Below are 23,872 nucleotides of genomic sequence, written 5' to 3'. Positions count from 1 at the left end.
CGTGCATCGGCACATGTGCTTCCCAACAGCGATTATTCGCGGAGCAAGTCACCGCCGAATAATTCGTCCGCACCGAAGGCCGAGGCCGAACTGTCGACGAATGGAAAGCCCGCCCCGAGCATTCCGACAACCACTGGCTGGACTGCCTAGTCGGTTGTGCCGTCACGGCCTCGATGCAGGGGGCGTTGATGTTCAGAACCGATCGACCATCTGCACAGACGCGTGAGCGAATCAGTTTGAAAGACATGCACCACGTAGACGGCAATAATTATTTTCAGAAAAATGGTTTTGCGTTTCGTGATTCGCATGATTTTTCCGGTAGGTCTACAGGCAGAGGAGTAACACTTTGCCAAACGAACTTGAAGACCAAATCCGCGATAACGCCGCTGGGCCTGCGAAGGCGTCCGGCGATGCGGGATCGGTGGAACAGCACAAGCTCACTGAGCAAATCGCGGCCGACAAACATCTCGCCGGCAAGCAGGCGGTAGCGAAACCGCACCGCGGACTTCGCTTCAACAAGATTGTGCCGCCGTCGGCTGGCTGATCTTTCTTTCGATTCAGAAACCAAACCACAAAGGGCTGCCGGGGACGGCAATAGGAACCAGCACGGATGCTGAAACGTTTGTCAGGGATTATCGAGCAATTGCGCGGCGGACCGGCGACATCGTCCGCCGCCTCTGGACGCTCACCCCGGCAGCCCTTTTTTTCACGTTTGCGGGCCAAGTACGACGCCGCAAACATGACGCTCGACAATTACAAACACTGGGCCCGGGCCGACGGACTTTCGGCCTCGGCCGCTAACAGCCCCGAAGTGCGGCGCACGCTCCGCAATCGATCACGCTACGAGGTTGCCAACAACAGCTACGCTCGCGGGATCACGCTCACGCTCGCTAATGATGTCGTCGGGACCGGACCGCGACTGCAAATGCTAACAGGGAACGATGGCGCGAATCGGTTCGTGGAGGCTGAGTTCTTTGCTTGGTGCGAAGCGGTGGGCCTCGCCGAGAAGCTGCGAACTATGCGTTTGGCTCGCGTTGCCGATGGGGAAGCGTTTGGGTTGCTTACCAGCAACGAACGAATCGACGCGTCCGTCAAGCTGGACCTGCGATTGATTGAAGCGGACCAAGTCGCCACGCCAACGTTGGTGCCCGATACGCGCCGTTACCTCGATGGCATTCGTTTCGATGGCGACGGGAACCCGATCGCGTACGACATCCTTCGCCAACATCCAGGTGATGGAATGTTCTTGGTCGATGATGAATTCGACACCGTGCCGGCGAGGGAGGTGTTGCACTATTTTCGCTGCGACCGGCCAGGGCAGATTCGCGGCATTCCAGATATCACGCCGGCCCTGCCGCTATTCGCACAGCTCCGACGATTCACACTCGCTGTGCTTGCTGCCGCCGAAACGGCTGCCGAGTTTGCCGGCATCCTCTACACCGATGCGCCGGCTAATGGCGAAGCCGATGCGGCCGAACCATTTGAGCCGATCGAGCTGGAAAAACGGATGCTGCTGACCATGCCGGGCGGTTGGAAGATGGCCCAGATGAAGAGCGAGCAACCATCCACCACGTACGCCGAGTTCAAGAAAGAGATCCTCAACGAAATCGCTCGTTGTTTGAACATGCCTTATAACGTCGCCGCTGGGAATTCGTCGGGCTATAATTATGCCAGCGGTCGGCTCGATCATCAAACCTATTATAAATCAATCCGCGTCGAGCAGACGCAACTTGCTCGCGTGGTGCTCGATCGCATTCTCAAAGCATGGTTCCGCGAAGCCATTCTCGTCGAGGGCTACCTGCCCAATTCGCTTCGCACGCTCGACAGCACATTCGAGCATCAATGGTTCTGGGACGGCCACGAACATGTCGATCCCGCCAAAGAAGCCAATGCCCAAAAAATCCGCCTCGCCAATCATACGACTACTCTGGCCCACGAATTTGCAAGGCAGGGGCGTGATTGGGAGGCGGAGTTAAAACAGCGAGCCAAAGAACTAACGCTGATGCGTGAACTGGGCTTATCGCTCGAGTCCGAGTCTGATTCTCCATCTGAACCTGAGGTTACAGAAGATAATGCCGAAGACGTCCCCCAATCCGCTTGAAGATGATGCTCAGTCCGTTCCCAGTAGCTTGCGGATTGTGTGTGATGATTCCACATCGATCGCGCTGCAAGCTGCCGAGTCTCCCGAAGAAGGCAAACCGGCCCTCCGCAAGTTCTCAATGACTGCCTACACCGGTGGTGCAATGCGGCTGGGAGGCTGGCCTTACCCGGTCGTCGTCGATCTGGCCGGTATGCGAGTGACTCGCAAGAGCCGCCCCATCCTCAAGGATCATGATCGCGGCAGCATCGTTGGGCATACCAGCGACATCAAGGTCAGCGCCCAGTCGCTGGAAGTTGCCGGGGTGATCTCGGGTGTGGGGGCAACGGCTCAGGAAGTGATCGCTACGAGCGAAAACGGCTTCCCCTGGCAAGCTTCACTGGGAGCCAGCGCCGACAAAGTGGTCTTCATTCCCGAAGGCAAGGCTGCCCAGGCCAACGGCCGCGAATTCAAAGGGCCGGTCTATGTGGCCCGCAAGTCGACGCTGGGCGAAGTCTCGTTTGTGGCTCTCGGCGCGGACGACAACACCGAAGCCCGCGTGGCTGCCGGACAAGCGGACGCTGACGAACAAGGGGCTGAGCCAGAAGAGCCCGAAGAAAAAGAAACCAACGCCAGCGATCCCACCGATGACCTCGAACCTGTCAACGCGAGCCTCGATATGAGCACGAAGCAGTCTGCACAGCCCACCTCTCCAAACCGCCAAGTCGAAGCCATGCGGGCCGAAATCGCCGCCGAGTCGCGGCGGATTGCCGGAATCCACAAGATTTGTGCTGGTAAACACCCGGAAATTGAAGCGGACGCGATCGAGCAAGGTTGGTCAGTGACCCAAACGGAATTGGCCGTGCTGCGGATTGAACGTCCCAAGGCACCTGAGCCTAATCAGTCGCGTCCCTCTGTGACGGCACGCATGTTGGAGGTGGCTGCCTGCCTCGCAGTCGGGATTGCCGAAAAGACCCTGCTGGCAAGCTACGGCGAACAACTAGTCAACCAAGCCGAACCGCTGCGGAACATTGGCTTGCGGGAATTGGTGGCCGAAAGTGCCAGGCTGGAAGGATACGATGTGCCTCGGGTGTTTGGTGATGGCTCGGCTACGATTCGGGCAGGTTTTTCCACGATGACCTTGCCGGGCATCATGGAAAACGTGATGAACAAGACCCTGCTGGCCGCTTATGAGAACACTCCGATCGCAGCCTTTGATCTGTGTAGCGTGGGCACGGTCTCGGACTTTAAGGAAGTGAGCCGCTACCGACTGCTGGGGACCGGTGGGTTTGAGCAAGTAGCGGCCGACGGGGAACTCAAGCACGGAAAACTATCGGAACAGCAATACAAGAACCGGGCGGATACTTACGGTCAGATTCTCATGCTGACTCGTAAGGATATCATCAATGACGACCTCTCCGCGTTTATGGATATCCCTCGGCAAATGGGCCGCAGTGGTGCCGAGTCGATCGATGAGCTGTTCTTTACTTTGATGTTGGGGAACGCTTCCAACTTCTTCTCCGCTGGTAACAGTAATTTCTTGTCAGGTGCCGACACCGCCTTTGGTGCCAACAGTCTCACCGTGGCCAAGACGACTTTCCGCAAGCAGAAGGCTGGTCCCGGCGGCAAACCCAAAGACCAAAAGCCAATCAACATCCGTCCCGAGTTTCTGGTGGTGCCGGTTGAACTGGAAACCGAAGCGGAACTGCTGATGGGTTCGGCACAGCTCATGATCGACGCCTCGGGAACTCCGACCAAGATTCCGGTAGATAACCCCCACCGCAATAAGTATCGCATCATCAGTGCGCCCCATCTGTCGGACAGCTATTTCACGAGCGCCAGTGCCAAGGCTTGGTATCTGTTCGCCAACCCCAGCGTGCTGCCAGCGTTTGAGATCGTGTTCCTCAACGGGCGTCGTACTCCGGTGATTGAACGCGTGGAAATGCCGCCAACGATGCTGGGGATGGGATTCCGTTCTTATATCGACTTTGGCCTCAATGCTCAAGACCCGCGGGCCGCGGTCAAGGTTAAAGGTGAGGCTTAAGGTTTAAGTATCGGTCCCTGTTATTAGATTTGTATTCCGAAGGGTCTATCTAACCACTAACGAGAACCGCGGCTAGCGCCAAAGCGGCTAACAAGTTGCGGATAAATCCTACTCAAATTCCCTCTCATTCTTAGGACAGTAACGTGACGCAGGCTCAGTATATTCAAGGCGCCGATGTGGTTGACTACACTCCGGACGCCGATGTGGCTGCCGGTGAAGTTGTGGTGTTAGGCGATCTCGTGGGAGTCGCCAAGCATGACATCAAAACAAACCAGCTTGGCGCGCTGGCTATCGAAGGAGTCTTTGACATGGTCAAGGCATCCGCCACCGTGATCACACTCGGAGCGAGCATCTACTGGGACGCGACCAACTCGGTGGTGGTGACCACAGCCACCGGCAATAAGTACTTGGGACGAGCCATTCTGGCTGCAGCCTCCGGCGAGACCGTGGTGCGGGTCCGCGTCAGCACCTAAAGCATGCAGCTGTTCCGCCGCTTCTCTTTGTGTTCCCAGCCGCTTCTTGCTCATCTGTTTGGAGACCTTCCCCTCATGAAACTGAAAGGCTTCGGATTGCTGGTGGCGCTGGGGCTGGTGCTGGCAATGGGCTGCGACAGTGCGCCGGTGAAAGTGCGTCCGCTGCCGGCCCCGCCAACTGAACAACCAGCCGCAAACCTGCCCACATCGCTGCACCAGCGCAACTGGACAGGCTCGCTCGGCCAAGGCAGCTGTGTACACGCCTCGCTGGTTAACCATTTCCGTTGGCTGAATGAATTCGAACTCGGTGAACGCTGGCGAGCGACCTACAGCGACGGCGAGTGGGACTCACGCCTGCGAGATCGACTCGACGCGGCCGGGATCGACTACAGCTTCACGCTCAAGGCCGATCCACGCTTTCTCGACTGGGCCAGCGCGACGCGGCGAGGTGCCATCCTGTGGTGGAAACCAGCCCACTGCTGCACGTTTCTTGGCTGGGTTGAGCGAAACGGACGCCAGTTCGCCGCGATTCTTGACAACAACTATCCCGGGCGGTTTGAGCTCACGCCGCGGGAACAGTTTATCCGCCTCTGGGCCGGTTATGGCGGCTTTGCCTTGACCGTTCTGGACGCCCCCAGCAGTTCACTCCCCTATCGAAGTTATGAGGTGGTTCAATGAGTGAGAGTGTGCGAATTCGCCTGAGCGTCGGGCTAATCGCCGTGGCCGTGCTGCACGCCCTGCTGCTGGCAGTCGCGTTCACGTTGCTCCATCGCGACTATGTGAAATCGTGTGTCGATTGTGATTACCAAGTGCCGGTTCGCCAAGAGGCTAGCGCAGTGACGGCCAAGATTGAAAAGCTCGCCCAGCCGCAGCGAGTCAACCTGCAGGCTCAAGGAGAACTGAAGCAACAGGGACCGGTTTGTCCGCCAGGCTATCAACCCAGCGGCACCATGGTTCGCAAGCCAGTGTATCAACCGCCTGCGCCCCAGCGACCAACGGTAGCCCCAAATTCGGCACCAACTTCAATCTCTCCTCAGCCTACTGGTAACCAAGCCGCTAATCAGCCACCACGGATCGTGGCCCCCGCTTCGCCGCCACCGAAGAAGAGTTATGAGATCGCACTGTTCGTCGGCCCTGACGCAACGAGCAACCGGCTGCAGCAGTGGTTCTCACAGCATCCTGGTCTAACGAAACTGAAAGCGGCTTGCGAGTTTCAAGTCTACACGGCCGAGAACGCCATTTACCGGGCAAGGTTTCAGGATGTCGTGCCGGTGTCGCAGTTCCCCGTGGTCCTCTTTCAAGACGCCAATGGCGGACATATTCACGCTGCCGGTCGCTCGATGATTCCCAGCACAGCCGAGCAGCTTTACTCGGACCTGCACAAGGGCTACGAGCTCTACCAACAAGCCAAGCAAGCTCAAAAGACCGGAGCCGTTAAAGCTCGCGGGTATTCCTGGGACGACGCAATCTCACCCACGCTGTATCTGTCTCCGGAAGACTGTCCCGATGGTTATTGCCCGCCCGAGCCTACCGATCGCTGGCGGCCGGGAGACCGCGTTCGGGATCTGTTGTTCGACGATGTGCCGGCAACTCGCAACGCCCTGATGTGGGTCTCGGCGGGCGAATTGGCCACGCTCGCGCTGATTGTCTTGGCTGTGATTCTACTTGGCTTCATTCTGATCAAACGAGGGATGTGAACTATGGTTCTTGGCGTTGCCTTGATTGTCGTGTTTGTGCTGCTGGCGCTCGCCCTCCTGCCGGTGAAGAAGCGTGAAAGCCTTTCGCAGCTCAACGTATCCACCCCCGCTCTCTTTCCAGCTGAACCGGTGCGGCCCTTCAACCTACGTCAGCAACAGCTGAGCGAGGAATCGGCAGCCATTGCCAGTGAATACCAACGGCGGGCCGAACAACTGTGGCTCGAGGAGCTGCGGATCAAAGCCACGGGCTTGCTGATGAATCCCGCTCCCGCTGTGGGGCAATATTCTGAAACAACCGCTGCCCCAGCCGAGAGTCCGCAGGGCCGTGGCGGATGACCGACATGCTGCAGCGAGGTCAAGCGTGGCTGGCCAGCCAACTCAACCAGCACGCATCCCGGCCTGTGATCTACCAGCGGGGTGCCCTTAGCGCGTACCTGCAAGCGACGATTGGTACGTCTGAGTACGAGCAAGATGACGGTACCGGACCCATCGTTCGGCATCAAGTGCGTGATTATCTCATCAATACTGACTTGCTTTTAAACTCGGTGATTCAGTCGCTACCGCTGGCCGGTGACAAGATCATCGAACAGGACGGCATGATCCGTTACGTCTACGAAGTGATGGGGCTCGGCAGTAGTCCACCCTGGCGATTCAGTGATCCGTTTCGTCTTACACTTCGCATCCATACCAAACAGATTCAAACTTCGACGGACTGATAGAAATTGTCAACGGTGATTCAGATCGCGGAGAGCGTAACAGCTCAGCTCAACGCCGCCAGCTTCTCGCAGACGTTTACAGCCAAGCGGCTATACGTGCCCAACTTCGATTTGGAGGAACTGAGAGAGCTGCATGTCAGCGTGGTGCCGCGTGACGTCTTACTTTCCGCACTCGATCGACTCACCAACCGATACAACGTCCGCATTGATATCGCCGTTCAGCAGAAATTCGAAAGTGGCGCGAATGCTGAGATCGACCCGCTGCTGAACTTAATCGAGGAGATCAGCGACCTGTTTCGGCTGAAGCGACTCGGTTCACTACCCGCAGCTCGCTGCATCACGATTGAACACCCCGTCATTTACTCCGTCGAGCACTGGGAACAGCAGCGTCAGTTTACCAGTTTACTGACGCTCACTTTCCAGCTGGCCCGATGACCACAGCGATGATCACGGCGGTCATCAAAACCAAGTTTGATACCAAGCGACTGCAGAAGCGAGTCGAGGCGGCCAGTTTCCGCTCGCTGGGGCACGCTGGCGGAGCGATCCGTTTGACGGCTAGCCGCAGCATCCGCCGCCGCAAAAACCCATCGCCACCAGGTCGACCACCGCACACGCAAACGGGACGCCTCAAGCGGGCGATTCGCTACGAGGTCCAGCCCGGCAACGTGGTGATTGGTCCGGTCAACGAAATCGCTGGCAAGCTTTGGAATTTGCACGAGTTTGGCGGCCGCCGCAGACCTCGCCGGCGTCGCCGCAGCCGTAGATTGCGACAGGGTGACTTTGGGCCAATCCGATTGAAAACGGCCGGCGTGCGACCAACTTATCACCGCATTCGCCTGACAACCGCCGCCCAGGTCAGCCGGGCGAGTGCGCTCATTGCCGAACACGATCGGCAACGCAACAGTCAAGTCCATCGTTATCCCAAACGCCCGTTCATGCAGCCAGCGCTCACGATCAACCGTCCCCGCTTGCCCAGGTTCTGGGCCAACTCAGTCAAATAAGGAGCAGCAGTCATGGCAGAAGTGCGACTCGGGCTCGATGCGGTGCTAACCATCGACGGCACCGTGATTGGCAATTGCAAAGACCTCACCGTGACGTTGGAAAAGGCCGAAGCCGACGCTTCGACGCGCGACAACAATGGCTGGCGAGCAACGGTTGGCACGCTGAAAGACGCGTCGATCGAGTTTCAGGTCGTCAACAAGGATAACGACCCCACGTTCGCCAACTTGCAAACGCTCTACATGAGTGGCGACCCGGTCGACGTCAGCATCAGTGACGTGGGAGCCACGCTGACGCTGACATGTGAGGTGATGCAGTTTAACGTTACTCAGAATCTCGAAGATGTGATCATGGCCGACGTCACGCTCAAACCCACGCAGTCGACGCTTGGTACCGGAGTCAACGTGCCAGTTCCAGTACTGCCAGGACCATAAGCGATAATCGTTTCGTTTATCCTTACATATCGCAAAAGAAAATCTTATTATTCAAATGGTAGCCTCAAGCATGCAGAAGTTTGTTGACCATAGCGGGCGAATCTGGGTTGTGCAGATCGATGTTGCCACCATCAAACGTGTCCGCTCCGTCACCGGCGTTGATCTGCTCAGCATCGTCGAGGGGGAACTGATCGAGCAGCTCAGCCGTGATCCTGTCTTGCTGTGCGATGTTCTTTATGCGGTATGCCAGCCGCAAGCGATGGCCGCTGATGTCTCCGAAGAAACCTTTGGCGAGGGGCTTGCCGGCGATGCGATTGCCGAGGCGACAGTCGCGCTGCTGGAGGCTTTGGTAGCTTTCTTCCCGGAGCCCCGTCGCCGTCTGCTCCAGCAGGCGGCGAGCAAGTACCAGGCGATCGAGCAGCAAGCGCTCAAGCTCCTGAGCCAACGACTGGACGACCCGCAACTGGAGAAAAAGGCCCTGGCGGAATTCGAGCAGAGATTGACCGCCGAGCTATCGAGCGACTGATCTACCAACTGGCCGGCATTCTTGGCGTGGATCCCGGCCCACTCACGCTGCGGGAACTGATGTGGATGGCCGACGCTCGCCGGCACGCTCAGTGGGGCCAAGTGAGCTCAGTGCTGGCTGCAATTTATGAGGTGAATCGTGATCCCAAAAAACGCCGCAAGCCGTTTCAGCCCCAAGAGTTTAATCCGCTACTGCGCCAGGCGGCCAGGTTACCGGCGGTGACTGTCACGCAGCTGGCCTCAATGTTTAAGGCTTCTGGATTCCATGTTCGAACGACGCCAAGCCAGTCATAACCGCGATTTCCAGCTGGGAAGTTTTCCCTTGGGATGGACGTATGCCTATCGGCCTTCCACGGCGAGCGATGGTAGCAACTTTTCGCTCAGCGACTGGACCGAGTTTTCGGTCGACAACGGGACTGTTTGGTATGGCCCGAATCAGTTCTCCACGCCCTGGATGTCACCGACCGCTTGCCACCCTGGCGAACTGGCCAGTACGGCCAGCGTGATCAGCAGTTACGCGTTACCATTCTCGGGCGACTATCGCATCGAGGCGAATTGGCAGCGATCCTCGACGGGGGGCGATGGGGTGCAGGTGTTTCTCTTTCACGAGCTGGCAATGCTGTTCACCGAGGTGCTGCTCGGCAGCGCCACGCACACCAGCCAGCTGATCAGCGCATCGGCCGGCGAGCGAATCTCATTGGTGGTCGACAGACGCGGCAACTATTCCAGTGACCAGACCAGCATGCTGCAGCTGGATATCTTTCGGCGGCTCGCTTCTCCCGTGAAAACACTCCTTCAGGCCCGATCCACCCAGAGAATGGAGCTGCGACTATGAGTCTCGCTTCGCTGATTTCACCCAGCGTACTGCCCGCTCAGAATCTTACCATCGGAGTGACGCTTTGGAACGGAGCCAATCCAGGGCCATCGTCGCAAGCGCTGGTGGTGATTGATATTAACGGCCGGGCGGCGGGCGTGAACAGCATGCTGACGCTGGAGGTTCGCGTGGGCGGATTCTGGGTGGCCAGCGTGCAGCGTGAGATTGCCACCGCGGAAGCAGCGGTGCGGCTGACGCTGGATGAAATCACTTGGCTGCAAGGTGAAAATCTGACGCTCACCTTGAGCAGTGATGATGCCGGAGATAATAACGTCTCGCTGACGACCAAGATCTACAATCGCACGCCACTGCAACCGCTGGCGATCGGTCGTGACTTGGATGTGAACGCCAGCGGGCATGTCGCTCGCGTGATGCTGGTCGATACCACGACGACTAATACCGACATGCGGGGAACGAATGGGGCGAATACGATCACTCCGCTATCGGCCAGTGGTGTGCGGGCCGCGGTTGGGCTGGCGTCCGCTAATCTTGATACCCAGCTTGGAAGCAAAGTTACTAACACTCAATTGCAAGCGGCTTTACCGGCTAACTTCGCCGCCCTCGGTATTAACGCTAGCGGTCATATCTCGCGTGTGACCCTCGTCGACACGACAACCACCAACAGCGACATGCGTGGAACTGATGGAGCGAATACGGTCGTTCCGTTGTCAGCCAGCGGGGTGCGGACAGCAGTTGGCCTAGCATCTGCCAACCTCGACACTCAATTAACAGGGCTTCTGACTGAAACGGATCTTCTAGCGGCTTTGCCCAGCAATTTCGCCGCCCTCGGTATCAACGCCAGCGGTCATATCTCACGTGTAACACTCGTCGACACCACAACGACCAACAGCGACATGCGTGGAACTGATGGAGCGAATACGGTGGCTCCGCTATCGGCCGGCGGTGTGCGGGCTGCGGTTGGGTTAGCGACTGCAAATCTCGACACTCAGTTAAGTAGCCTTCTCACAGAGGCTGATCTACTTACCGCTTTGCCCACCAATTTCGCCGCCCTCGGTATTAACGCTAGCGGTCATATCTCGCGTGTGACCCTCGTCGACACGACAACCACCAACAGTGACATGCGAGGAACAGAGGGAGCAAACACTATCGTTCCGTTGTCAGCCAGCGGGGTGCGGACAGCGATCGGCTTAGCCACTGCAAATCTTGACACTCAATTAACAGCCCTTTTGACAGAGGCCGATCTGCTTGCGGCGTTGCCGTCAAACTTCGCCGCCCTAGGTATCAACGCCAGCGGTCACATTTCCCGCGTGACGCTCGTCGATACGACCACGACAAACACCGACATGCGAGGAACTGATGGCGCTAACACGCTAGCTCCTCCATCAGCCGCAGTGATCCGCGACGCGGTGCTCGATACCGTCTTGGTGCCTAACCACAACGTGCTGGGATCACTAAGCGACTTTATCCAAACCACATCGCTGGCGGTCGATGATGTGATCAAGAGCGGCGAAGAGCGCACCCTCACGCGTACCGGTAAAGACCCGGTGACCTTTACTGAAACCCGGGTGCTAAACTAAATGAGCGCCAGCGTATTCTTTGATGATTTCTTCGGAGCGCCCAGTTCGGGAAGCGGACTCACGGCAGAAGAAGCTGCTCAGTTGGCTGCAGCGGCGGCGCTGGCCGATCGCCTGCCCGAAGTTCGCACCGCCAAGCTCGACCTTGATCTTGCGCACGCGGGCGTGGCCGCGCTCTATCAAGCGAACCTTTCCGGGCTTGTCACCAGCGATTTACTCCCCGCCAACTTCAGCCTGCTACAGATTGATCTCAGCGGCCAAGTCACCATCGCCGGCGACACAAGCCTCTCGGCCGCAGCGGTCTGGGACTACTTTGTCGCCGCCAGCGGGGACGCTGCGGTCAACCGGATTGGCACGGCCGTGGGATTGCCGGGCGAAGCAAGCTTTCAGTTATCGTTTACGGTGCACGATCAAGACAACCAGCCCGTGCGGTTCGTCCGCCTTTCGCTAGCCGGCTCCGCAGTCGCTCGCACGACGAATCAATTCGGAGAAGCTATTCTTCATGCCGAGCCAGGCGACTATCAACTTCTCGTCGAGCCGCCGTTTGGGTTCGCCCCCGTCCCGCCGCAGGCAATCACGGTTGCCGTCAGCGACCAAACCATTGCGCTGACAGTGCCTCGCGAGCTGCCAGCGCTGACCGTTGCCCCGGAAAGCTGTGCGGTCACGCTGCAGGTCATCGATCAAGCCGGCTTGCCGCTAGCCGATCTTTCAATCACCCATCGCGTGAGCGCTGGCTATGCCGTGCTGGACGACCAGTGGATGGTTAATACGATCGCTCCCGCGATCACCAATTCAAGTGGCATCGCGCAGCTGGTCGCCGCACGCGGGCAAGTTTACGATTTTACCGTGCAAGTCTCCAGTAGCAATCAAGTGACCATTCGCCGGCTGATTCCCGATGCCGAGTCGGCCACGCTCTCGATGATGGTGGAGGCTTAGTATTCAATATGTCCGCAGTCAAAGCTGGTGCCGCTTACGTGGAGCTCACCACGCGCAACGGCAAACTCCAAAAGGGACTCCGCTCGGCGCAGCGACAGTTGCAAGATTTTGGCAATAGTGCGCGGCTCATCGGCGGCCAGTTGCTGGGCCTCGGCAGCACGGCCGCTGCCCCGATGGCCGCTAGCGCCGCCGTCTTTGCCACCTTCGATGATGCCATTCGCGCGGTCCGCGCGGTCACCCAGGCAAGCAGTCGCGACTTTGAACGCTTGCGGGATCGAGCCAAAGAACTGGGCGCGTCGACGAGCTTTTCGGCAACGCAAGTCGCCAATCTCATGACCGAGCTGGGACGGGCTGGCTTTAATCCTTCCCAGATTACCGAGATGACTGCGGCCGTGATGGATCTGGCACGCGCCACCGGGACCGAAGCCACCCTAGCATCAGGCATTATGGCGGCGACTATTCGTCAGTTTGGCTTGCAAGCTGACGATGCAACCCGCGTGGCCGATAGCTTGACCGCGGCTGCCAATAAATCATTCAACAGCGTGGAGTCGCTCGGCGAGGCACTCAAGTATGCAGCCCCCGTAGCCGCCGACGCCAACATGCAGCTGGAAGATACGTTGGCGATCCTCGGTTCGCTCGGCAACATGGGCATCCAGGGAAGTGACGCGGGCACCTCGCTGCGGCGGCTACTGACGCTCAGTGGTGCTGAAGCAAAGAAGTTTCAGCAAGTCTTCGGCGTGGCCACGCTCGACGCGGCCGGCAATGTGCGTCCATTAGTCGACGTGCTGGGCGACGTGGCTGATGCCACGGTGAACTTAGGAACCGGGGAGCGGGCTCGCCGCTTTCAAGAGGTGTTTGGCCTGCTGGGAATCACTTCAGCTTCGGCGATCGGCAAATCGGTGACCAATACGCGTGAGCTTTATGAACAATTAGTAAATGCCGGAGGCGCTGCAGCCAAGACAGCCAAGGAGATGGATGCTGGGATCGGGGGTGCGTTTCGGATTCTCAAAAGCGCGGCAGAGGGAGTGGCGATCGCGTTTGGCGAAGCGATCGAGAAACCGCTGCAGCGAGCGGCCGAGGCAATTTCTGGAACACTTTCGGCGGTGATCCGCTGGATTGAGACCCATCATGAGGCCGCCAAATCGATCGCTAAAGTCGTGTTGACCGTACTGGCGGTGGGGGCGGCGCTGGTGGGCTTGGGCGTCGCTTTCGGCGCGGCAGGTTCGATCATCGGCGGATTTCTAGCGGTGCTCAGTTTGGTCGGTGCGACCATCTCGGCAATCGGGATCGTCCTGGGGACGCTGCTTTCGCCGCTCGGATTGGCCATCGCCGCGGTGGTCTCGCTAGGCGTTTACCTACTGCACACGTCGGGAGTTGGAGGCCGAGCACTGAGCTGGCTGGGTGATCAATTCAATACGCTCAAATCCACCGCAACGGAGGCTTTTGGAGCGATTGGACGAGCTTTGGCTGCCGGCGATATGGCGGCGGCTGGCAGGATTCTGTGGCTCACGCTCAAGCTGGAATGGCAACGCGGCATCCAGGCCCTGGAAGGTTATTGGCTGGCGTTCAAGGATGTCTTTATGAATACGGCCAATGCCATGATCTTTGGCGTGGCCGCGGTGATCAGCGACGGTTGGGCGGCAATCGAAGTGGCTTGGGTTGAAACGCTGGCGTTTCTCTCCGATGCTTGGTCGCTGTTCGCCGGCTCACTAACTAAGACATGGCACGCAACCGTCGGCTTTATCAAAAAGGCCTGGGTGAGGCTGAGGTCGCTGTTCGATTCCGACATCAACGTCGAAGCCGAAGTCGAGCAGATCAACCAGGATGTGGCGGCCCAGCAGCAGGCAACTAACGATAACATGCTCGCGCAGATCAGCGAGCGTGAGCGACAGCGACGGCAAAGGCGCGCCGAGATCGAGGCCCAGCGTCAAGGTCGGGCCGAGATCTTGGGGCAGAACCAAGCTGATGAACAAACTGCCCGCCAGCGAGCTGGCCAGCTGGCTCTCGCTCAAACCGCCGCGGAGCTGGCCGCAACCCGCAAGGATTGGCAAGAAGCGGTTGCGGCGCTGAAAGACCCGTCAGCTACTGCCGATTCAGCTGGCTCTTCATCGGCAAATCGGCCAAGCATAAAAGCACTACAGCAAGCGCTGGCCCAATCATCCCAAGTGGTCGCCGCCGAGCAGCAAGCCGTGGAAACCAAGAGCACGTTCAATGCGTTCGCGATCCGGGGCCTGGGAGCCGATAGCCTTTCGGATCGTGCCTTGCGTGCCGCCGAAGCGACTGCGGCCAATACCAAGAAGCTGATCACGGCGGTTGAAAACAACGGGATTGAATACAGCTAAAAAAGTCTCCTTTCGCTCCGCCGAAAGTCCGCAAAAAACTACGCTTGCGAAGCAAAGCTCAACCACAAAAACCCCACTCATTTCTAACATCTTGCACCTTACCACTCCGTCACCATGACACCCACCATCACCGAACGCTTCGACTCTCGCGCGACAACCGCAGGCGATGATCCGGCGGTCGAGCTGCTGTATCAAGTGCGTGGGACCGAGAATGACACTGAGGTTGTAAACCTTGTCGTGGGCACTTCTCCCGAGGTCTATCTGGAGCTGGACCGCGAATCGATTCAGACCGAGCCGCTTGGCGGCGGAGTCTGGAACGCCACGGTGCGTTATGGTCTCAAAGGCAACCCGGCCGACTACGAATTTGACACCTCAGGTGGCTCCCAGCGGATTGCGACAAGCTTGGCCACGTTGCAGCGAACCTCGCTGGCTGGTTATGCCGCGCCCGATTATCAAGGGGCGATCAACGTCAGCGAAAACCGCGTGGAAGGGACTGATGTCACCGTTCCCATCTTCACGTTTTCCGAGACGCGTTATTATGATGGCCTGCTCGTCACACCCGCTTTCAAGTATCAGATCTTTCAGCTAACCGGACGTGTTAACGGCGGAGCTTATAAGGGCTTCGCCAAGGGAGAAGTTTTGTTCCTCGGTGCCAGCGGCTCGAAGCGTGGCAAGGAACAGTGGGCGATCACATTTAAGTTTGCCGCATCTCCGAATGTCATCGACCAACCAATTGGTCCCGGCAATCTACTGGTCAGCAAGGAAGGCTGGGAATACCTCTGGGTCCGCTTTCAGGATGAAGTAGACTCCGATGCCTTGATCAAGATTCCAGTGGCGTTTTACGTCGAGCGGGTTTATCCCTACGGCGACCTAGGTTTATTGGGACTGGGGATCTAAGGCCACCGCATGTCCGATAAATTTCAGCCCGTCACGTCCGGCCAGCCACTTCGCTTGCCCGCCGCCACCTGGAACGCGATGCTCGATGCGGCTCGCGCTCATGAGCAATCCAAGTTTGATCGCAAGTCGGGCGTGACGGATGGCCTGCGGCAACCGACGCTTGCCAAAGTCCGTAATCAAACGGGGCAAGCGAGAAACCAGTTTGACGTGGTCGGCTTAATCGCGCCGCTGGTCGGGCCGGGCGACAATTTTTCCGAGTTCCAGCGACAAGCCACTTTCAGTGCGGGACTACCCGTGGCGGGCGGAGCCGTGGGTATTCTCACCGAGCCTTTGGCTGCCGGCGCGATCGGCACGGCCGTGGTCGCGGGTGTGATTGCCGCTCGGGTTGCCGTCTCGGGGACGGTTTATGATTGTGCCGAGCCGCTGACCGGAACCTCAAATCATCTCCGCAGCGTACCGCATGGTCCGTTTCGCGTGTTATGGATCGAGCAGAATGGCTTGCCGCTTCGCTGGGCGATGGTACGGTTTGATGATTCCAATCAAGAGGAGGTGGTTTATATCACCAGCAACCACCCCGACGAGGATGGTTTTTATCCAGGGATCGTGCAGCGCTATGATGTTAGTAGTGGCGACTGGGGCAATCGCTTTCCTTGTAAAGTGCTGGACGCCAACGCATGAGGCTTCGTTCGCAGCGATACTTGGGCCGGCATATGGGCCAGCGAGATCAGCAGCCGGTCTACGCGGCGACTTGTGGCGAGCTGCGCGGCGATGTCTTACCGCCGCGTCAGCTCGGACGCTTTCTAGGATTGGTTGATGGCGTGGCGCTCTATGCGATCTCGCGATGTGACTTTCCCCAGCTTGGTCGTTATCTCACGCATTATGTTGGTTTCGATCAGTTGCCGATCTATGCGCTGGTTTGTTGCCCACATTCGGCCAGCGGCTATTCAGGCTACTCGGGGTCGAGCGGCTATTCAGGCTCCAGTGGAAGCAGTGGTTCGTCGGGCTCGAGCGGATTGAGTGGATCGTCGGGCAGCAGTGGTTTTTCAGGATCAAGCGGCCAGTCAGGGTCGAGCGGCACAGCGGGCAGCAGCGGCGTTGTGGGAAACTCGGGCTCGTCGGGCTCGAGCGGTTCGTCAGGCTCGAGCGGTTCGTCAGGCTCAAGCGGTTCGTCAGGCTCAAGCGGCTCCAGTGGCTCGTCAGGTTCAAGCGGCTCGTCAGGTTCGAGCGGCTCGTCAGGTTCGAGTGGCTCGTCAGGTTCGAGTAGCTCGTCGGGTTCGAGTAGCTCGTCAGGTTCCAGTGGCTCAAGCGGCTCGTCGGGCGATTCAGGCTCTAGTGGGCAATCAAGCTCGAGCGGCCAATCAAGCTCCGGCGATTCATCCGGCCTGTCAGGTTCCTCGGGCCTCAGCGGATCTGGTAGCGCGGTCGGCTCCAGTGGTGGATCTTCGGGTGGTGGTTCTACCAGTGGCTCGCAATCAGGCTCAGGCTCAACAGGCAGCACGGGGGCCAGTGGATCCTCCGGAGCCTCTGGCAGTAGCGGCTCTTCTGGCAGTAGCACATCGTCCGCCGGTTCAAGTTCTGGCAGCTCGCAGCCCATTGAGCCTTGTTGTTGCCCCTGCTATTACCAGTGGAACGGATTCTCGTGGGAGCCAGTTGCGGTCGAGGACCCTTGCGACACCTCCGAGGGCCCCTTCGTGCCGCTCTGCACATGTGCGCCGCGTTATGACTTGCCGCCAGGAAGTTATTTTGGCGAACTCATCTACACCGGTTGTGAAGGAGCGGACGATGGTGGCATGTCCTTATAAACGCGATGGAACTTGTGAGATTGCTAGTGACCTCAGCGGGCTTCCCGTCGCGGTCGATGAGGCAGCATGCGGTGCCTGTCAGCGACAACCCGATCCGCAAGCTCGCAATCGTGTCACCTGCGGACTGGCTGTGCAAGCGCGACGCACTGCCGGCTTGCCGGTAGCGACCGCGCTGCTTCAGCAGGCAGCCGGCTATTCGCACATTGGGGATTGCCTTGGCGAAGAGATCGAGAGGGCTCGCCGGCGACTCGCTCGACTCCATTTAGATTGGTTGATTCCCACCGTTCAGTGCCAAGCCTGTGCTCAGCTTCGTGCCCGACTCAACACGATGACCGGCCGGCAAGTGCGCGGGGAATACCGCGAGCTCGCCCGGCAAATGGCCCATCGCTGGGAACAATCCGTGCCGGCGGCTGGCTGGCTGCCACTTCGTGAACAGCTCATCGCTCGGGCGCTACGCCGAGCGGTCAACAAAGCCCGGACCATCAAGGAAGGCCAATGAGTATCAACCGCTGCATGGAAGCCACTCCCCAGTTGCCCGTCGATCAGATGATTGAGCTGATCGAAACTTGTCCGCCGGGACCTTGGCCCAGTGGCTGGGCAACGTGGGCAAACGTCATCGAAGCGCACCAGCGATTGGCAGATCGCTTTGTCAGTGACTTAAAACCATCGCGGCGGACTTATCCAATTGACCGCGGCATCGTCATCGCCGGTGGTGGCCTCAAGTACTTTCCCAGCGTCTGGGTAAACGTGCGTCTCTTGCGGCATTTCGGCTGCACGCTGCCGATCCAGCTTTGGTACTTGGGCGACGGCGAAATCGATCCTTATATGAAACGGCTGCTGGCCGGTTATGATGTCCAGTGTGTGGACGCGCGGCAGTTGGAGCGGGAACATCCAGCACGTATTCTTTGTGGCTGGGAGCTGAAGCTTTATAGCACTCTCCACTCCCCGTTCGCACAAGTGTTGTTTCTCGATGCTGACAACGGGGTGGTTGCCGACCCGAGCTACTTATTCGACTCTTCGGAACTGGCAAAGCATGGTGCCATCTTCTGGCCCGACTATGCCTGCTGGACACTGAAGGCCGATGTGTGGGAGATTTTTGGCATGCCCGACATGGCCGAGCCGGAGGTTGCCATGCATGAGCGAGCCTTCGAGTCCGGGCAATACTTGATTGACAAACGCCGCTGCGCCGCTGAACTACAAACGGCCCTATGGTACGCCGAGCACTCCGACTTTACCTTCCAGCATGTGTACGGCGACAAGGAGTGTTTTCATTTGGGCTGGCGTAAAGTTGGCAGCCAGTACGCGATGCCCACCGCCGGCCCGGGCTGGAATCAGCACACGATCGTGCAGTTCGATTTCCGAGGTCAGATTATTTTCCAGCATCGCTGCCAAGATAAATGGCGTTTCGGTGGCAATCGATTCAATGAGTCGCTGGCGAACGAACAACTATGCTTCGACTTTGTCGCCGAGCTTGCCAGACGCTGGTCGGGCACTTTGTGGCAAAACGACGAGCCGACACCCGATGAGCGACGAGTCATCGAAGAGCTAACCGGCCGCCAAGCAAACTACCATCGTGTGGGCCACGACCAACGAACGATCAGTCTCGAATCCAGTCACGTGATTGGCGAAGGAACGGCGGAGTGCGAACGCGTGTGGCACGTGAACGAGGTCGACGGTCAACCTGTGATCACGATTTCTAGAATTGATCGCCCGACCTGTCACCTGCGCCGCGGCCCTGATGGCATCTGGCGCGGCCATTGGCTGGAGCACGAGCGCATGCCGATCGAGCTCACGATTCTCACCGCCTAATAAAGGAAGAAACCATGGAGCCGTTTGCAGTCTGCTACAAGGCGTTCGGCCGCGACTTTCACATCGAGCCGGCCAGTATCCAGCACGCCAATGCCGTCTTTCAAGACGAGTACCAGATCGCGGCCTTACGCCAGCATGAGCTACGCACGATCGTCGACATCGGAGCCCACGTTGGCAGTTTCACGGTCCTCTGCCATAAATACTGGCCAGCGGCAAAGATTGTCGCTGTGGAACCGCATCCAGAGAGCTTTGCGTTACTTCAAAAAAACACCGCTCATATTCCCAGCGACCGGCTGCAACTCATCAACGCGGCCGTCACAGAGACGTCCGGAGCCACGCTCTTGTCATCATCCGTTTCCCACAGCCGAGTCGGCGAGTACGTTCCGAGCCTGTGGGCTGACTTAGAAGAGCGGCCCGGCGATTTCGGAGTCGAAGTCCCCGCGATCACCACCGCCGAACTCTGGAAATCCATCACCGCCTTCGGAATCCCGCAAGTCGACCTGTTAAAACTCGACTGCGAAGGAGCCGAGTACCTGATCCTGCCGGAACTCGAGCGCCTCGGTGTGCTAAGCCAAGTCGGCTGGATCCGAGGCGAGTGGCACAATAAATCGAGTAATGGCCTGCTAAAAGCCGCTCTTGCCTCCACGCACGCCAGCCACATCGACCCCAACGACCCACACGACGTCGGAATTTTCCTGGCTCATCGTAAAGTATAGACCGTTTCCTATTCAAACTTCAATTAACGAGTGTCTCCACCCAAGCCGGCTAAACGTCGGCTTTTTTCGTTTCCGCATCCGACCGATCGCACTGCCGAAACCGAATCAGACCCTCTTTGGCAAGTCGTCGATTTATCTAAGCCAAGTCACTCTCGACTTGATCTGCGAATCGGTATAAATCTGCAAAGTCGTTTTGCTGAAGATGACAAAAGTGTAGCTCCAGCTTGGGGTTTGGGCTGCTAAGAATTGCCTGAATCGCTTCTTGATACTGACCGTTTGCCCACGGAGCAATTGCAACTCTCGTTTCTTTATTTCTGGTCTCGGTCATAAATTGAGTGAATGACGTGAAGTCCGCGTCTGCGGTCGATCGCAATGGACGAATGGTACAAATTCGATTTCGCACGTAGGCCGGAATTTTGCCGAAAGCGTGACTCCGAGTCAGACGATATGGAATGAGAAAAGTATCGTAGGACGACTCTTCATCCCATAAAGACGCGTGGCGGATGTAGATTGTCATGCCACCGACCTGGAATCTGCGGCTACGATGACTCCTCCGCATTAGCCAAACTCGTGACCTCGCACCCCAAGAGCTGAAGATTTCCGGATCAATGTACGCCGAATGCGATGAGTTAATTAACTCGTTATTGAAGGGAATATCCAGGAAACGCTTGTTCATTCGCATAGACCTGAAGCATGTTTCATAGTAGCTTGGACATGCCAAATGGACGTAGTTCTCGCGAACAATTTGAGTCAACATTCCTAAAAAAAAGTCGCTGTGTAGCGGGTAAGAACCGCCGCCTTCTTGGCAGCCTTCATTAATGATTACAACGGCATCAAACTTAACTCCCTGACTGATGCACTCCCACACAAAGTCAGTGCAATCCGAGCGAACCGACAGCACTTTTTCCGATACTCGGATGGCGGGAATTGCCTGGTCAACCAAAACAACCCTATCAAACGGAACAGATGCGTAATTAGGCCGATCCGAAGGTCCTGCGGCCAAATACAATAGGTTGCGATCCTGAGGCTTGATTACCGAAACAGCATCGGAAAGATTCACGCGGAAGTTACCAACATACAAAAAGGAATTTTGATCCACGCAGCGACTACTTGCAATTCGCTGGGCCAGAGTTGGACGACCCACAATGACTTGCATTCCAGAGCAAAGCACGGTAAATGCATTACCATGGGTACGACTGGGCAATATACTACGGCAGCAGTCTTGTTACTAGAGCAGCAAATCTTGCGAGGTTGAATTTATTAACTTATCCGCCTTCTACTACCAGCATATTAGTGCACTGCACCAAGGTAGCAAATTGTACCCTCGAAAGTTAAGTTCACCATTGCAAATTATGCTATTGCCGATCCTTCCAAGTTAGCCAATCGACGAGTGTATGCCTTAAAGAGCCAATTGGTCCGCATCTAGTGAAAATCCCCGCGAACCGCACTTTACTCAAATTCAATCTCCCAGCCTTAAGGCAGCGCTGGCCTACGCCAGGATTGCATACTGGTGAGTTCCCGTCGGCATGTTAAGGATCGGCACCGGTTCATGGTGACTGGCTTTAAGATCGCAATTCAGTCTGTTTGGGTATTGTGCTGTCGCATCCGGTCTTCGGTGTTATCGCCCTGCAACTGCGGTGGCCTCTGTACGTACGCAAAGTGGTCATAAAATACTCTAAACTGCAAGTTAACGGGGAATCTCGCACCAAACATGTGCTCATGCCGGCTCTTTGCCGTCAGGTGATGCGAGCGTTCTGGGCATTGGGCAGTTGGACCGCGTTCGTCTTCGTGTTGGCAGGGCATACTCTTAAGAGTCCCGAATCATCATGCAGCAACCTGCGGCGACCCGCCGATTGTTAATGGCGATGAAACTCATATCTACATCGGTTACCTCGAAAACGAACACGGCGAGCAATGGATCTTCACCCGCGACCGCAAAACCGGCATCGCCACCCTCCGAGGCGGCGACATCGGCTGGAACACCGCCATCGACGTCACCAAAGGCCCGTCCACTGAATGGGTATTAAGCCAATCAGAATTCACATGGCTGCAAGCGTGTCTGGCTGCAAGTAGGCTCGTAGGCCATCAATAAGACTAACAACAAATTGCCAGTCATTTAACGATACTTACGTCTTTCTGAAAACTGCATCAAATCCGCCTCGCGACTGGCAAACATGAAGGCACAGCAAGGCTCTGTCAACAAAGCAACAAAACAACTCAGGCATTAGTCGCTTCTTCGGATTTGATTCCAGTTGGATGTTGCCCGCGTTTTCGGAAAATGCCGGACTCGGTGATAGCGGGATCCACCATGGCGCGGACGTTTCGGGCATCCGGAAGACGCAGCTTTTGCGAATTTCAAAACGTCGAGCCCGACGGCACCTCCGGCAAATAGATCGCCCTCGCTGCTGTTGGCCCGATTGGCAAGCTTACCAGCTCTTGGTAAGGTTTGGCAATCAGACAGGACCTTTGTCGAGTCGGAGAGCGGCCATGAACAGGCTGAATGAATTTTTACGGGTCTCGGAAGCTGCGGAATATCTGGGCGTCTCCCCAAACACGCTGAGAAACTGGGAAAACGCTGGGAAGATCGTTGCGCACCGGCATCCGGTCAACGGGTATCGCCTCTTCAAGCAGGAAGAGCTGGATGTGTTGCTGGAATCCGCGCAACGCCCCAGTAGCGATGCAATGGCGAATCCGAAGAAACCGAAATAAAGGAGTTGAACGCAGAGGGGCACCGTCATGATTTCCGTCGCCCTCAACTGCCTGAGCCAATGATGGTCGCGACGCACTACGTCTTATCGTTCACCGCCGGTGGTCTGCTTTATCACGAATCACTCGTGGTGGCGGAGGAGCTTCTGCGTGCATGCTTCGACTGGAAAGTAGCTCTCCGCAAGGTAAAAGACGGGAACCTTCTTCAAAGTCGAACCGAAAGTACCGCAACGCGAAAGCTTCGGGAGGTCCGCAATCGACTTGAAATGCTCAGCAAGCCTGAGATTCAATTATTTTCCGATGGGAGTCGGCAGGAACAAAAGTTAATTCTTTGGCTGGCATGTTGCCTGAGGTACCAATTGTTGGCCGACTTCGCGAGAGAAGTGCTGAGGGCAAAGTACCTGCAACTGGATCTCTCCATCGATCGAGACGATGTCGATCGCTTCATCGAGAACAAGATGATTTGGCACGAGGAGCTCGAGAATTTGGCAGCGTCAACGAGAACCAAACTGCAAACCGTGATGCTACGGATGCTGCGAGAATCGGAAATGCTTTCTGCGGAGGGCGTCATTCTTCCTCCGATCTTCTCTGGCAGATTGACGCAGGTCATGCTTGAAGATTCCAGTGAGCATTTTCTCCTATTTCCCACAGCAATCCCCGAATAGGAGTCCAGCTTTATGAATCTACACCTTAGAAATGCCTCCATTGCTGACCGATTCGAACACCTACTCAACGTGATCGCCAGTCAACGGTTTCTCCGTATGGAAGGTATCGGCAACGAAGTGCCCTTCTTCGTCGTCCCGTACGACCCGTCTGAAGCGATTGAGATGGAGAAGCTGCGAGGCCAACTAGCTCGCAAGCTGAAGCACAAAGGTGTTCGCGTGCTGGAAATCGATTTATACGATCTGTCGAAGGAATTGATGGACGAGCTTGGTGATTGGGACTTCTGGATCGAAAACGAAGCAAAACACGATAAGCGTGAACTGCTAGAAGCACTCCAAAGTTTGACCGATCCACAAACAAAGCTTGCTCCCGCAATCGCCTCAAAAATCGCCGGCACAGAGTTCGACGTAACTTTCCTCTGCGGTGTTGGCGAGGTGTTCCCGTACATTCGCTCCCACACTGTACTGAACAATCTGCAAAGCGTCGCCAAGGAGCAACCGTTGGTGATGTTCTTTCCCGGCGATTATTCCCACTCGCTTGAAGATGGAGCATCGCTCGACCTGTTTGGGCGTTTGCGTGATGACAAATATTACCGGGCCTTCAATCTGTACGACCGAGAAGCGTAGC

Annotated in this window: 27 protein-coding genes; 24 read left to right on the top strand and 3 right to left on the bottom strand. The window is 57.2% G+C overall.

Going from position 1 to position 23,872, the window contains the following annotated elements; translation table 11 throughout:
• Positions 1 to 146 precede the first annotated feature (146 nt).
• Positions 147 to 308, bottom strand: coding sequence for a hypothetical protein (locus SH139x_RS13930; RefSeq protein WP_488355800.1), 162 nt, complete (start codon positions 306 to 308; stop codon positions 147 to 149).
• Positions 309 to 346: 38 nt separating this feature from the next.
• Between SH139x_RS13930 and SH139x_RS13925 the strand changes: the two genes are divergently transcribed.
• From SH139x_RS13925 to SH139x_RS13840, 18 genes are all read left to right on the top strand, one after another.
• Positions 347 to 544: a hypothetical protein gene (locus tag SH139x_RS13925; RefSeq protein ID WP_488355799.1), complete on the top strand. Its 198-nt coding sequence runs from the start codon at positions 347 to 349 to the stop codon at positions 542 to 544.
• A 66-nt stretch (positions 545 to 610) separates the two neighbouring features.
• Positions 611 to 2,101: a phage portal protein gene (locus SH139x_RS13920; RefSeq protein WP_488355798.1), complete on the top strand. Its 1,491-nt coding sequence runs from the start codon at positions 611 to 613 to the stop codon at positions 2,099 to 2,101.
• Positions 2,073 to 4,121 (top strand): phage major capsid protein, encoded by a 2,049-nt coding sequence (locus SH139x_RS13915; protein ID WP_488355797.1) that lies wholly within the window; start codon positions 2,073 to 2,075, stop codon positions 4,119 to 4,121. Before SH139x_RS13920 ends, SH139x_RS13915 begins: the two co-directional genes overlap by 29 nt.
• A gap of 143 nt (positions 4,122 to 4,264) precedes the next feature.
• The gene (locus SH139x_RS13910) at positions 4,265 to 4,594 is read left to right on the top strand and encodes a DUF2190 family protein (protein WP_488355796.1); all 330 of its coding nucleotides are present in this window, start codon (positions 4,265 to 4,267) and stop codon (positions 4,592 to 4,594) included.
• A 75-nt stretch (positions 4,595 to 4,669) separates the two neighbouring features.
• Positions 4,670 to 5,272 carry a hypothetical protein gene (locus tag SH139x_RS13905; protein WP_488355795.1) on the top strand — a complete coding sequence of 201 codons (603 nt, stop codon included), beginning with the start codon at positions 4,670 to 4,672 and terminating at the stop codon, positions 5,270 to 5,272.
• Positions 5,269 to 6,291: a hypothetical protein gene (locus tag SH139x_RS13900; protein WP_488355794.1), complete on the top strand. Its 1,023-nt coding sequence runs from the start codon at positions 5,269 to 5,271 to the stop codon at positions 6,289 to 6,291. Before SH139x_RS13905 ends, SH139x_RS13900 begins: the two co-directional genes overlap by 4 nt.
• Positions 6,292 to 6,294: 3 nt before the next feature.
• Complete coding sequence (locus tag SH139x_RS13895; protein WP_488355793.1) at positions 6,295 to 6,627, top strand: hypothetical protein; 333 nt, start codon at positions 6,295 to 6,297, stop codon at positions 6,625 to 6,627.
• A gap of 5 nt (positions 6,628 to 6,632) precedes the next feature.
• Positions 6,633 to 7,007, top strand: coding sequence for a hypothetical protein (locus SH139x_RS13890; protein ID WP_488355792.1), 375 nt, complete (start codon positions 6,633 to 6,635; stop codon positions 7,005 to 7,007).
• Between the two features lie 6 nt (positions 7,008 to 7,013).
• Complete coding sequence (locus SH139x_RS13885) at positions 7,014 to 7,442, top strand: hypothetical protein (protein WP_488355791.1); 429 nt, start codon at positions 7,014 to 7,016, stop codon at positions 7,440 to 7,442.
• Positions 7,439 to 8,008: a hypothetical protein gene (locus SH139x_RS13880; RefSeq protein ID WP_488355790.1), complete on the top strand. Its 570-nt coding sequence runs from the start codon at positions 7,439 to 7,441 to the stop codon at positions 8,006 to 8,008. Before SH139x_RS13885 ends, SH139x_RS13880 begins: the two co-directional genes overlap by 4 nt.
• A 12-nt stretch (positions 8,009 to 8,020) precedes the next feature.
• Entirely contained in the window at positions 8,021 to 8,440 is a 420-nt protein-coding gene (locus SH139x_RS13875) for a hypothetical protein (RefSeq protein ID WP_488355789.1), read from the top strand.
• Between the two features lie 109 nt (positions 8,441 to 8,549).
• Positions 8,550 to 8,966, top strand: coding sequence for a hypothetical protein (locus tag SH139x_RS13870; protein ID WP_488355788.1), 417 nt, complete (start codon positions 8,550 to 8,552; stop codon positions 8,964 to 8,966).
• A 264-nt stretch (positions 8,967 to 9,230) separates the two neighbouring features.
• The gene (locus SH139x_RS13865; RefSeq protein ID WP_488355787.1) at positions 9,231 to 9,800 is read left to right on the top strand and encodes a hypothetical protein; all 570 of its coding nucleotides are present in this window, start codon (positions 9,231 to 9,233) and stop codon (positions 9,798 to 9,800) included.
• Positions 9,797 to 11,377 (top strand): hypothetical protein, encoded by a 1,581-nt coding sequence (locus tag SH139x_RS13860; protein ID WP_488355786.1) that lies wholly within the window; start codon positions 9,797 to 9,799, stop codon positions 11,375 to 11,377. Before SH139x_RS13865 ends, SH139x_RS13860 begins: the two co-directional genes overlap by 4 nt.
• Positions 11,378 to 12,310 (top strand): hypothetical protein, encoded by a 933-nt coding sequence (locus SH139x_RS13855; protein WP_488355785.1) that lies wholly within the window; start codon positions 11,378 to 11,380, stop codon positions 12,308 to 12,310. It abuts the gene before it with no gap.
• 8 nt (positions 12,311 to 12,318) lie between these two features.
• The gene (locus SH139x_RS13850; protein ID WP_488355784.1) at positions 12,319 to 14,652 is read left to right on the top strand and encodes a phage tail tape measure protein; all 2,334 of its coding nucleotides are present in this window, start codon (positions 12,319 to 12,321) and stop codon (positions 14,650 to 14,652) included.
• A 114-nt stretch (positions 14,653 to 14,766) separates the two neighbouring features.
• Entirely contained in the window at positions 14,767 to 15,549 is a 783-nt protein-coding gene (locus tag SH139x_RS13845; RefSeq protein WP_488355783.1) for a hypothetical protein, read from the top strand.
• A 9-nt stretch (positions 15,550 to 15,558) separates the two neighbouring features.
• Complete coding sequence (locus SH139x_RS13840; protein ID WP_488355782.1) at positions 15,559 to 16,227, top strand: hypothetical protein; 669 nt, start codon at positions 15,559 to 15,561, stop codon at positions 16,225 to 16,227.
• Between the two features lie 289 nt (positions 16,228 to 16,516).
• On the opposite strand, the gene SH139x_RS13835 is transcribed toward SH139x_RS13840, so the two are convergent.
• Complete coding sequence (locus SH139x_RS13835) at positions 16,517 to 17,143, bottom strand: hypothetical protein (RefSeq protein ID WP_488355781.1); 627 nt, start codon at positions 17,141 to 17,143, stop codon at positions 16,517 to 16,519.
• 149 nt (positions 17,144 to 17,292) lie between these two features.
• Between SH139x_RS13835 and SH139x_RS13830 the strand changes: the two genes are divergently transcribed.
• Genes SH139x_RS13830 through SH139x_RS13820 form a run of 3 tightly spaced genes read left to right on the top strand, consistent with a single transcriptional unit; the run spans position 17,293 to position 19,876 of the window.
• The gene (locus SH139x_RS13830) at positions 17,293 to 17,850 is read left to right on the top strand and encodes a hypothetical protein (protein WP_488355780.1); all 558 of its coding nucleotides are present in this window, start codon (positions 17,293 to 17,295) and stop codon (positions 17,848 to 17,850) included.
• Complete coding sequence (locus tag SH139x_RS13825) at positions 17,847 to 19,160, top strand: alpha-mannosyltransferase (RefSeq protein WP_488355779.1); 1,314 nt, start codon at positions 17,847 to 17,849, stop codon at positions 19,158 to 19,160. The genes SH139x_RS13830 and SH139x_RS13825 overlap by 4 nt, the downstream gene beginning before the upstream one ends.
• A 14-nt stretch (positions 19,161 to 19,174) precedes the next feature.
• Complete coding sequence (locus SH139x_RS13820) at positions 19,175 to 19,876, top strand: FkbM family methyltransferase (RefSeq protein ID WP_488355778.1); 702 nt, start codon at positions 19,175 to 19,177, stop codon at positions 19,874 to 19,876.
• Positions 19,877 to 20,012: 136 nt separating this feature from the next.
• Here the strand turns inward: SH139x_RS13820 and SH139x_RS13815 are convergent, their stop codons facing one another.
• Positions 20,013 to 21,080 (bottom strand): hypothetical protein, encoded by a 1,068-nt coding sequence (locus SH139x_RS13815; RefSeq protein WP_488355777.1) that lies wholly within the window; start codon positions 21,078 to 21,080, stop codon positions 20,013 to 20,015.
• Between the two features lie 1,283 nt (positions 21,081 to 22,363).
• Here SH139x_RS13815 and SH139x_RS13810 point away from each other — a divergent pair.
• Genes SH139x_RS13810 through SH139x_RS13800 form a run of 3 tightly spaced genes read left to right on the top strand, consistent with a single transcriptional unit; the run spans position 22,364 to position 23,871 of the window.
• Positions 22,364 to 22,585, top strand: a complete 222-nt coding sequence (locus SH139x_RS13810; protein WP_488355776.1) for a MerR family transcriptional regulator — start codon at positions 22,364 to 22,366, stop codon at positions 22,583 to 22,585.
• 59 nt (positions 22,586 to 22,644) lie between these two features.
• Positions 22,645 to 23,247 (top strand): DUF1819 family protein, encoded by a 603-nt coding sequence (locus SH139x_RS13805; RefSeq protein ID WP_488355775.1) that lies wholly within the window; start codon positions 22,645 to 22,647, stop codon positions 23,245 to 23,247.
• Between the two features lie 12 nt (positions 23,248 to 23,259).
• Entirely contained in the window at positions 23,260 to 23,871 is a 612-nt protein-coding gene (locus tag SH139x_RS13800) for a DUF1788 domain-containing protein (RefSeq protein WP_488355774.1), read from the top strand.
• Position 23,872: the final 1 nt, after the last annotated feature.

Origin of the sequence: Kothea flammea (genome assembly GCF_052161645.1) — a bacterium.
Taxonomy (GTDB): Bacteria; Planctomycetota; Planctomycetia; order Pirellulales; family Pirellulaceae; genus Laterigemmans.
Note: the sequence above shows the minus strand (reverse complement) of the source record. Positions and strands in the feature narration are given on the sequence as shown.